Raw genomic sequence first — 10,738 nt, forward strand, 5'->3', positions numbered from 1 at the left:
ATCAGAGTCTTGCCGGCCGCCGAAGGTCAAGGGTCATCGGGAAATCTTCGGCGGGTTGTTCCTCACGCAGCACATAAGTGGACGGCGTATGGCCGCGCGGTTCGAAGCGGGCGAGACGCCGGGCCTCCGCCTCATTGCTGTTGACCGGGAACGTATCGTAGTTGCGCCCGCCCGGATGCGCGACATGGTAGACGCAGCCGCCGACCGCCCGGCCCGACCAGCGGTCATAGATATCGAACACCAGCGGCGTGTTGACCGGCAGTGCCGGATGCAGACCGGAGGCCGGTTGCCAGGCCTTGAAGCGGACGCCTGCCACAGCCACTTCGCGGTTGTCGGTGACCTTCATCGGCACGATGCGACCGTTGCAGACGATCGCATGACGTTCCGGATTGAGACCTTCGGTCTTGACCTGCAGCCTCTCGACCGATGAATCGACGAAGCGCACGGTACCACCGATCGCTCCTTGCTCGCCCATGACATGCCACGGCTCCAGCGCCTGGCGCAGTTCCAGCTTGACGCCGGCGTGCTGAACTTCGCCGCAGAACGGGAAGCGGAACTCGAGCTGGGCGTCGAACCATTCGGGCCGGAACTCGAAACCGTTGAGCTTGAGATCGTCAAGCACGTCGAGAAAATCGGCCCAGACATAGTGCGGCAGCATGAAGCGGTCATGCAGCGAGGTACCCCAGCGCACGAAGCGGCCGTCGAGCGGGCTCTTCCACGCGCGGGCAATGATCGCCCTGACAAGCAGTTGCTGCGCCAGGCTCATACGCGCATTGGGCGGCATCTCGAAACCGCGGAACTCGACAAGACCCAGCCGGCCGGTCGGCCCGTCCGGCGAGAACAGCTTGTCGATGCAGATTTCCGAGCGGTGCGTATTTCCGGTGACGTCTGTCAACAAATTGCGGAACAGCCGGTCGACCAGCCACGGCAAGGGTGCTGCGCCCTGATCTGGATGCGGCACCTGCGCCATCGCGATTTCGAGTTCGTAGAGCGAGTCGTGACGCGCCTCGTCGAAGCGCGGCGCCTGGCTGGTCGGGCCGATGAACAGGCCCGAGAAAAGATAGGACAGCGACGGACGCCGCTGCCATTGCAGCACAAGGCTCTTCAACAGGTCTGGCCGGCGCAGGAACGGGCTGTCGTTCGGCGTGGCGCCGCCGACGACGACATGGTTGCCGCCGCCGGTGCCGGTATGACGGCCGTCGATCATGAACTTGTCGGCGCCAAGCCGCGTCTGCCGCGCTTCCTCGTAGATCGCCGTCGTCGTCGCCACGCAATCCTGCCAGTTCGAAGCCGGATGGATGTTGACCTCGATGACACCGGGATCGGGCGCCACGCGGATGACGTTGAGGCGCGAATCGTGCGGCGGGCCATAGCCCTCGATATGCACGGGAAGGCCGATCGCCTTTGCCGCGTTTTCGGCCGCCGCGACCAGTTCGAGATAATCCTCCAGCGCCTCGACTGGCGGCATGAACACGCAAAGCCGGCCGTCGCGCGGTTCGACCGAAAGCGCGGTGCGCCCCGCGCCGCCGCTCTCGGTGATCTTCTGTTCGACGCGATCCTGCTGGCCGGTCGCTGCCGTGAAGGACGCCGCCTGCTGGCGGCGCGCCATCTCGTCGGCGCCTTCCAGTTCGGCCGGCGCCGTCCCCGGCAATATGGCTTCACGCGCGGGCAGCGGTCCGCGCGGCAGCGACGGATCGACCGGCACGATGTAGGGGAACTGCGCCGGCGGCACGTAGGGCAACGTGCCGAGCGGCAAACGGTAGCCGACGGGTGAATCGCCGGGCACCAGGAACAGCCGGCCGCGCCGCGTCTTCCATTTTTCCGAGCGCCAGCGCGGCCCCGATGCCTGGCTGTTCCAGCGCTGCACGGGCAACACGTAACCCGACGGCTTGGTCAGTCCGCGTTCGAACACTTTCGCCATGCGGCTGCGTTCTTCCGGATCCTCCAGCTTGGAGTTGGATGGATCGACATTCTCCGGCAGCTTGCCTTCCTTGAGCAGCCACTCGGCCGGATCTTCATAGGCTTCGCTGACCATGCTCTCATCGATGCCGAGTTCGCCGGCAATCGCGGTGAGCAGGCTTTCGGCCTGTTTCGGGCCGATATCGGCCTCGCTCTTTTCGCGTGCGATCAGCGACGGGTCGCTCCACACCGGCTGCCCATCGGCACGCCAGTAAAGCGAGAAGGTCCAGCGCGGCAGGCTTTCGCCCGGATACCATTTGCCCTGGCCATAGTGGAGGAAACCACCCGGCGCGAAACGCTCGCGCAGTTTTCGGATCAGTTCATCGGCCTTTTCGCGCTTGGTCGGGCCGACGGCGGCGGTGTTCCATTCGGCCGACTCGAAATCGTCGATCGACACGAAGGTCGGCTCGCCGCCCATCGTCAGCCGCACGTCCCCGGCCGACAATGCGGCATCGACCTTATTGCCGAGCGCATCGAGCGCCTGCCAGCTTTCATCCGAGAACGGTTTGGTGATGCGCGGATGCTCGGCGATGCGGTCGACTCGCATCTCGAAGCCGAATTCGACATTGGCGAAGCTCGCCATGCCGGAAATGGGTGCCGCGTTGCGGAAATGCGGTGTGGCGGCGAGCGGCACATGGCTCTCGCCAGTGAGCAGGCCGGAGGTCGGATCGAAGCCAATCCAGCCGGCGCCGGGAAGATAAACCTCGCACCAAGCGTGCAGGTCGGTGAAGTCGACGGCGGTCCCGGCTGGACCGTCCAGCGCGACCAGATCCGGCTTCAACTGGATCAGGTAGCCGGAAACGAAGCGCGCGGCGATGCCGAGATTGCGCAGGATCTGCACCAGCAGCCAGCTCGAATCCCGGCACGAACCCTTTTTCGCGGCAAGCGTCTCCTCCGGCGAGAACACACCGGTCTCCATACGGACGATATAGGCAATTTCGCGCTGCAGCCGGGCATTGAGATCGACGAGGAAATTGACGGTATTCGGCGCGCTGCGGTCGATTGTCCCGAGCAAGGCCGAAAGGAACGGGCCGGCAGGCTCCGGCGTCCGGTAGATGGCGAGATCGTCGCGTATCTCTTCCGGGTATTCGAACGGGAAGGCCTCGGCCGATGGTTCAACGAAGAAGTCGAACGGATTGTAGACCGTCATGTCAGCGACAAGGTCGACCTCGATCTTCAGCTCCGTCACCGGCTCGGGGAAGACGAAGCGGGCAAGAAAGTTGCCGTATGGGTCCTGCTGCAGATTGACGAAGTGGTTCGCCGGCTCGACTTTGAGCGAATGGCTGAGCACCTTGGTGCGGGAATGCGGCGCCGGCTGCAGCCTGATGATCTGGGGACCGAGAACCACCGGCCGGTCGTATTTGTAGTGGGTCAGGTGGTAGACGGCTGCCAGAATTGCCATGGGGCCCCGGAATTCAGCGTTTCAAACGATTTCGCTGAACCCTGACACATCAGGCGGCCATTCTCCAAGCAGAGATGTTGCGGTGCACCTAATTTAAGCAGCTACCGAACGCTCAGAAGAACGCCTGTATCCCCGTCTGCGCCCGTCCCAGGATCAGCGCATGCACGTCATGCGTGCCCTCATAGGTGTTGACCGTCTCCAGGTTTTGCGCGTGGCGCATGACGTGATAACCGATCTGGATGCCGTTGCCGCCATGCATGTCGCGGGCCTGGCGGGCGATGTCGAGCGCCTTGCCGCAATTGTTGCGCTTGACGATCGAGACCATCTCAGGCGCCATCTTGCCTTCATCGAGCAACCGCCCGACACGCAAGGAGGCTTGCAGCCCAAGCGCGATCTCGGTCTGCATGTCGGCGAGCTTCTTCTGGTAAAGCTGCGTGCCGGCCAGCGGCTTGCCGAACTGCTTGCGGTCGAGGCCATACTGGCGGGCGCGATGCCAGCAATCTTCCGCAGCCCCCATCGAGCCCCAGGAAATGCCGAAGCGGGCGCGGTTGAGGCAGCCGAACGGACCGCCAAGGCCCTTGGCGTTCGGTAGCAGCGCATCCTCGCCGACTTCGACACCTTCCATCACCACTTCGCCGGTGATCGATGCCCGCAGCGACAGCTTGCCGCCGATCGTCGGCGCCGAAAGCCCCTTCATGCCCTTTTCCAGCACGAAGCCGCGGATCTCATCCTTGCCGTTCTCGCCCTTCAACTTCGCCCAGACGACGAACACATCGGCGACCGGCGCGTTGGAAATCCACATCTTCGAGCCCGAGAGCTTGTAGCCGTTCGCGGTCTTCTCGGCGCGCGTCTTCATGCCGCCGGGGTCTGAGCCGGCATCCGGCTCGGTCAGCCCGAAACAGCCGATCCACTCGCCGCTGGCGAGCTTGGGCAGATACTTCTTGCGCTGTTCGTCCGAGCCATAGGCATAGATCGGGTACATCACCAGCGACGACTGCACTGACATCATCGAGCGATAGCCGGAGTCGACACGTTCGACTTCCCGCGCGACCAGCCCGTAGGTCACATAGTTGGCGCCGAGCCCGCCGAATTCCTCTGGAATGTTGATGCCGAGCAGGCCGGCCTCGCCCATTTCGCGGAAGATAGCGGTGTCGAAGGTCTCGTTGAGATAGGCGTCCTCGATTCGAGGCGCCAGTCTGTCGGCAGCAAAGGCCGCAGCACCATCGCGCACCATACGCTCGTCTTCCGAAAGTTGGTCCTCGATCAGGAAGGGGTCTTCCCAGACGAATGCATTCTTGTCGGCAGCCATGGCATTCTCCCAAACCAATGCATGTCGCCCAAAAGTATCCAGCGGTTTTGGGATGACTACATGCATGAAGCAAAATCTTGGCCCGGCTTATCGGCCCACACCTAGAAAAAATCAAACGAAATTGCTTCACCGATCAATGAGCGTTAGTAATGGATCATGAATGTCCAACGCCGCCTTTTGCCCAACATCAGCGCCCTTGCCGCCTTCGAGGCTGTGGCCCGGCTCGGCAGCTTCACCGCTGCTGCCCAGGAGCTTGATCTGACCCAGGGCGCGGTCAGCCGGCAGATCAGATTGCTGGAAGATCAGTTCGGCCGCCGGCTGTTCGAACGCGACAGCCGCAATGTCAGGCTGTCGACGGCGGGGGAAATCTACGCCGAGGCGGTGCGTTCAGCCCTTGGTCAGTTGCGTGACGCAGCCCTTGGATTGATGAGCAATCGGCATAGTGGCATCCTGAACCTTGCCATACTGCCGACTTTCGGCACGCGCTGGTTGATGCCGATGATCCCCGATTTCGTCGAAAACAATCCCGATATCACCATCAACTTCGTCACCCGCGTCGGCCGTTTCGACTTCGCCCGCGAACGACTGGATGCGGCCATCCACTACGGGCTGCCGGACTGGCCGGAGGCGGACTCGACGCTTCTGATGCGCGAAACGGTGGCGCCGGTGGCGTCGCCCGAATTCCTCGCTGGGCGCGCCATGGCCTCACCGGCCGATATCGGCCGCCTGCCGCTGCTGCATATGGCGACGCGGCCCGGGGCCTGGACCGAATGGTTCGAGCATCAGGGGCTGAGCGCGCCGACCGGACCCGGTATGCAATTCGAACAGTTCGGCACCGCTGCCCAGGCCTGCATGGCGGGGCTCGGCGTCGCACTGTTGCCGCTGATCCTCATCGCAGGCGAATTGCAGCGCGGCCAGCTCGTGCCCGCGCCCGGCAAGCCGATGCAAAGCCGCAGCGCCTACTATCTCGTCGTGCCGCACCACAAGCGCGGCCATCCGCCGGTCGCCAATTTTCGCGACTGGCTGCTGCGCCAGGTTGAGAAGGAGCCGGCTATCCTGGCTTGGTAGCTACTTGCGCTTCAGCGCATCAGCCAACGCCGCACCGAACGCGCCCTGCTGCGCCGGCCTTTCCGGCTGGCGTTGAGGTGCCGGCGAACGCGGCGCCGGCCTGCCGCCGCCATCGTCGCGCGGTCCGCCGCGCGGTGCACCACCTTCGCCACCATCCTTGCGCATGGAAAGCGCGATGCGCTTGCGCTTGATGTCGACATCGACGACGCGCACTTTGACCACATCGCCGGCCTTGACCACCTCATGCGCGTCCTTGATGAACCGGTCGGCCAGCTGCGAGACATGCACCAGCCCGTCCTGATGGACACCGATGTCGACGAAGGCGCCGAAGGCAGCGACATTGGTGACCGTTCCTTCCAGCAGCATGCCGGGCTTCAGATCCTTGATGTCGTCGATGCCGTCGGCAAAGGTCGCCGTCTTGAAACCGGGGCGCGGATCGCGGCCGGGCTTTTCCAGCTCCGCCAGGATATCGCGCACCGTTGGCAAGCCGAAACGCTCATCGACGAAGACGCGCGGGTCGAGCGCCTTCAGTGTTGCACTGTCGCCCATCAGCGAACGGACATCGCGCCCGCAGGCGGCGACGATCTTCTTCGCCACGCCATAGGCTTCGGGATGCACCGACGAGGCATCGAGCGGCTCGCTGCCATTGGCAATGCGCAGGAAGCCGGCGCTTTGCTCGAACGCTCGAGGTCCAAGGCGGGAGACCTTCAGCAGATCCTTCCGGCTGGCGAAAGGGCCGGTCGCATCGCGATGCGCGACGATGGCGTCCGCGAGTGACGCACCGAGGCCTGAAACGCGCGCCAGCAGTGGCGCCGAGGCGGTGTTGAGATCGACGCCGACGGCGTTGACGGCATCCTCCACCACCGCCTCCAGCGAACGGCCGAGCCGGTACTGGTCGACATCGTGCTGATACTGGCCGACGCCGATCGATTTTGGCTCGATCTTGACCAGTTCGGCCAGCGGATCCTGCAGCCGTCGCGCGATCGACACGGCGCCGCGCAGCGACACGTCGAGGCCGGGGAATTCCGCTGCCGCCGTCGCCGATGCCGAATAGACCGAGGCACCCGCCTCGCTGACGATCACCTTCAGCGGCTTCGGGCCACCGTCCGCCGGCATGTCGGACAGCATGTCCGCCACCAGCTTTTCCGTCTCGCGGCTGCCGGTGCCGTTGCCGATCGAGATCAGCTCGACCTTGTGCAGGCGGATGAGCTTGGCGAGTTCCGCCTGCGTGCCACGCACATCGTTCCTCGGCGGAAATGGATAGACCGTCGTCGTGGTCAGTACCTTGCCGGTTCCGTCGACCACCGCCACCTTGACGCCGGTGCGGATGCCGGGGTCGAGCCCCATCGTGGCACGAGAACCGGCCGGGGCCGCGAGCAGCAAATCCTTCAGATTGCGGGCAAAGACGTGGATCGCTTCCTCTTCCGCTCGTTCGCGCAGATCGCGCATCAAATCGAGCGTCAGGTGCAGCGACAGTTTTATGCGCCAGGTCCAGCCCGCCACCTCCATCAGCCAGCGGTCGCCCGGCAGGCTGCCGCCGATGGCATAGGCATTGGCGATCATCCGCTCGACCGGCTTCACCGGCGAGGTGTCGTCGGCATCGACCTCGATGTCGAGCGACAGCACCTCCTCGTTGCGGCCGCGCAGCATGGCCAGCGCGCGATGGCTCGGCACGTTTGCCCAGCGCTCGACATGGTCGAAATAATCGGAGAATTTCGCGCCGGCCTCTTGTTTGCCGTCGACCACCCTGGCCCGCATGAAGGCGCGTTCCTTCATGTGGGTGCGCAGTTTGCCGACCAGATCGGCATTCTCGGCGAACTGTTCCGACAGGATGTCGCGCGCGCCATCGAGGGCGGCTTTGGCGTCGGCCACCTCTTCGCTGACATAGGCCAGCGCCAGTTCGGCCGGGACGAGCGAACGGTCGGCAAGAATGGCTTCGGCCAGCGGCCCCAGCCCGCGCTCCCTTGCGATCTCGGCCTTGGTCCGTCGCTTGGGCTTGTAAGGCAGATAGATGTCTTCCAGTTCCGCCTTGGTCGTGGCGGCGACGATCTTGCCCTCGAGTTCCGCGGTCAGCTTCCCCTGCTCGCGGATGGAGCCAAGGATGGTGTCGCGGCGCGCATCGAGCTCGCGCAGATAGGCAAGCCGTTCGGCAAGGTCGCGCAACTGCGTGTCATCCAGTCCGCCGGTGACTTCCTTGCGGTAGCGCGCCACGAATGGCACCGTCGCGCCCTCATCCAGCAATCCGATCGCCGCCGCTGCCTGTTCAGGCCGGGCAGTGATCTCGGCCGCGATGATGGCTGCAATGCGCTTGATGTCGGATGCCATGTCGTTCCTGCTCTCGTCGAAAGAGCGGCGACCATAGGCGCAGACGCTCGGTCCGCCAACCGCCGCGCTTTGATCAGCTCGGAGGGTCCACAGGAAAGCGCGCGCTAATGTGGCGACCCAGGCGCGCTCAGACCATGCGGCTCAGCGCCTCGAAGAACGCGACGATCTCGACATCGAGCGGATCGTCCACCGGCTCCGGCTGCGACGACATCTTGGCGATCACCACTTCGGCCTTTGGGTCGACATAGAGCCACTGGCCGTGGATGCCGACGCCGCAATAGGCGCCGTTCTCGTGTCCAGTCTGGTACCATTTGTTGCGATATCGGCCGTTCGGAAACAAAAGCGCCATCGTGCCTCGCTGCCAGGCTTCCGCACTGCCGCCGGTGGCAACCGTATCGCGCACCCAGGCTTCCGGCACGATGCGGCGGCCATTGGCCGTGCCGCCTTGCCGCATCATCTCGCCGACACGTGCCAGATCACGCGGCGTCACCGAAATGCCACCGGCGGTGCGCGCTGTGCCTTCCATATCGACGCCGATCGAGGCTTCGCTGATAGCGCCAAGCGGCAGCCACAATTTCTCGCGCATCAGGTCGGCGAAGCGCTGACCGGATGCGCGTTCGAGCAACAAGCCGAGCAGGTCGGAATTGGGCGAGCGGTAGCGGAAGGTCTGGCCATGCGGCTCGGCCAGGCGCTGCAGAGTCAAGATGAATTCCCGCAGGCTCTCCGTGCCGCCGCCAGGATTCCACAGCGTGGCGCGGCGATAGCGGGCGAAAGCACTCTCCGGATCGAGATAGGCTTCCTCGAAATCGAGGCTGACGCTCATGTCGAGCACATGCCGCACGCTCGCATCGCCATAGGCAGAGCCGGCGGCTTCAGGGATGTAGGCCGTCACCGGCGCTTCCGGGTCGAACGCACCCTCGCCTTCCAGTATGCCGGCGACGATCGCTGTCAGCGACTTGCTGATCGAAAAGATGATGTGGCGGGCGCCGAAATCCATGTGCGGCGCGAACCGGTCGCCGACGATCTTGCCGCCCTTCATCACCGTCAGCGCATCGGTGCTCGAACGCCCGAGAAACTCAGCCACCGTCTCCGGTACGCTGGCGATCGTGACCTTCTCGTCGAGCAGGCCGCCCATGTCCCGGACCGTCGTCTCGACACCAGCCGGCACCGCCGCCACGCGGGCGGTTGGCACCAGTTCGCCGAGATTCTGGAACGACCACCGGTTGAACGGGCTCTCGCGCCAGTTGGCGAGCAGCACCTCGTTGCGACGGAAGCCGTAGCGGGTCTCGAACGCGGTCTTGCCGGTCATGGCCATTCCTCCGGGTCGTTTCTTCTTGTGGGGCTCAGCGAAGTGCCGTGGCGATGGCATGCACAGCCTTCAGCGTCGCTGTGGAATAGGCGACATTGCTGAAATCCGGATAGGTCGAAAGCTTCACCACGACCATTCCTGTGTTCCAGTCGACATGGATCATCTGCCCGAACACGCCCCGGCACATCAGCGCGCGCGAGCGCGGGTCCTCGATCCAGAACTGGTTGCGATAGCTGCCCTCCGGCAGGCTGGGGCTGAAATCCGGCCCATGCGCGCCGTTGCGTGTCGCCTCGACCCATTCTGCCGGCACGACGCCGCCACCATTGTCGAGGATCAGCTGGCCAAAGCGGCCGTAGTCGCGCAGCGTTGCATTGAAGCCTCCGTCGGCCACCGCATAGCCGGCGCTGTCAACCGTGAAGCAGGCGCTTTCATCAGCGCCTAGCTTTTGCCATAGCTCTTCCGAAACCAGCTGCGGCAGCCGTTTGCTCGTCACCCGTTCCATGATGAAGGCAAGCACGTCGGTCTCGATCGAGCGGTATTCGAAGACAGCACCATGCGGGCGGATCGTTTCCTTCAAGCCCAGGATCAGTTCGAACATATGCGAGGGCCAGCGAAAGGCCGGATCGCTGTCCGGCGGCACCGGCTTCCAGCCGGTGGCGACGTCGACCTGGCCAATATCGGAATAGCGGTCGGTATACTCCTCGGAGAAGCGGACGCCGCTGGTCATGTCCAGCACATGCTGGACGCTGGCGCCGGCCCAGCCGGTGACGCTGAGTTCCGGCAAATAATCAGTGACCGGCTTGGCAGGATCGATCAGGCCGCGCCCGACCAGTATGCCGAACACCGAACCGGTGACGGACTTCGCCATCGACTGCGACAGATGCAGCGTGCGCTCGCCCATGCCGTTGAAATAGCGCTCATAGGCAACCTTGCCGTCCTTCAGCACCAGGAAGCCGTCCGTATAGGTCTCGTCGAGCAGCCCGGCGGGCGTTGTCGGCTTGCCCTCGCTGTCTTCGACCGCCAGCCCATCGAGATCGACCTCGGCGCGTTCGAACCGGTGGCGATGGCCATTGCCGCGCCAGACTTCGGCGGTCGGGAGAATTTCGCGGATGTGCTGGAACGCCCAACGGTTCCACGGTGGCCGGTCCCAGTCGAGCTTCGGCGGCACCATGGCGGGCGGCGAGCCCTGCATGATCGGCGGCCGCGGATCGGAGTTGCGGTAGGATTCCATGAAAGCCGAGCCCCTTGAACGTAAAAACGGACCCGGCCGCCATCCCCCCCCGGTGCCCCCAAAAAACACATAAATCATAACATAGCTACCAAACAATTTGTAAAAGAACATGGTTAAACCGAAAAAAAAAAAAAA

Annotated in this window: 6 protein-coding genes; 1 reads left to right on the plus strand and 5 read right to left on the minus strand. The window is 64.0% G+C overall.

Annotation, left to right across the window (positions count from 1 at the left end; translation table 11 throughout):
- Position 1: 1 nt before the first annotated feature.
- Both NKJ06_RS25030 and NKJ06_RS25035 read right to left on the minus strand, forming a co-directional pair.
- A complete protein-coding gene (locus tag NKJ06_RS25030; protein ID WP_352810963.1) occupies positions 2–3,361 on the minus strand; it encodes a transglutaminase family protein in 3,360 nt (1,119 codons plus the stop codon).
- Positions 3,362–3,473: 112 nt separating this feature from the next.
- Positions 3,474–4,670: an acyl-CoA dehydrogenase gene (locus tag NKJ06_RS25035; protein ID WP_352634898.1), complete on the minus strand. Its 1,197-nt coding sequence runs from the start codon at positions 4,668–4,670 to the stop codon at positions 3,474–3,476.
- Between the two features lie 156 nt (positions 4,671–4,826).
- Here NKJ06_RS25035 and NKJ06_RS25040 point away from each other — a divergent pair, with 156 nt between their 5' ends.
- The gene (locus NKJ06_RS25040; protein WP_352810964.1) at positions 4,827–5,738 is read left to right on the plus strand and encodes a LysR family transcriptional regulator; all 912 of its coding nucleotides are present in this window, start codon (positions 4,827–4,829) and stop codon (positions 5,736–5,738) included.
- On the opposite strand, the gene NKJ06_RS25045 is transcribed toward NKJ06_RS25040, so the two are convergent.
- The 3 genes from NKJ06_RS25045 to NKJ06_RS25055 form a co-directional block, all read right to left on the minus strand.
- Positions 5,739–8,063, minus strand: a complete 2,325-nt coding sequence (locus tag NKJ06_RS25045) for a Tex family protein (RefSeq protein ID WP_352634902.1) — start codon at positions 8,061–8,063, stop codon at positions 5,739–5,741.
- Between the two features lie 127 nt (positions 8,064–8,190).
- On the minus strand, positions 8,191–9,372 hold the full coding sequence (locus tag NKJ06_RS25050) for a serine hydrolase domain-containing protein (RefSeq protein ID WP_352634903.1): 1,182 nt from the start codon (positions 9,370–9,372) through the stop codon (positions 8,191–8,193).
- Between the two features lie 34 nt (positions 9,373–9,406).
- Positions 9,407–10,603 (minus strand): serine hydrolase domain-containing protein, encoded by a 1,197-nt coding sequence (locus tag NKJ06_RS25055; protein WP_352634905.1) that lies wholly within the window; start codon positions 10,601–10,603, stop codon positions 9,407–9,409.
- Positions 10,604–10,738: the final 135 nt, after the last annotated feature.

Source organism: Mesorhizobium sp. M0293 (assembly GCF_040321735.1).
In the GTDB taxonomy this organism is placed as follows: Bacteria; Pseudomonadota; Alphaproteobacteria; order Rhizobiales; family Rhizobiaceae; genus Mesorhizobium.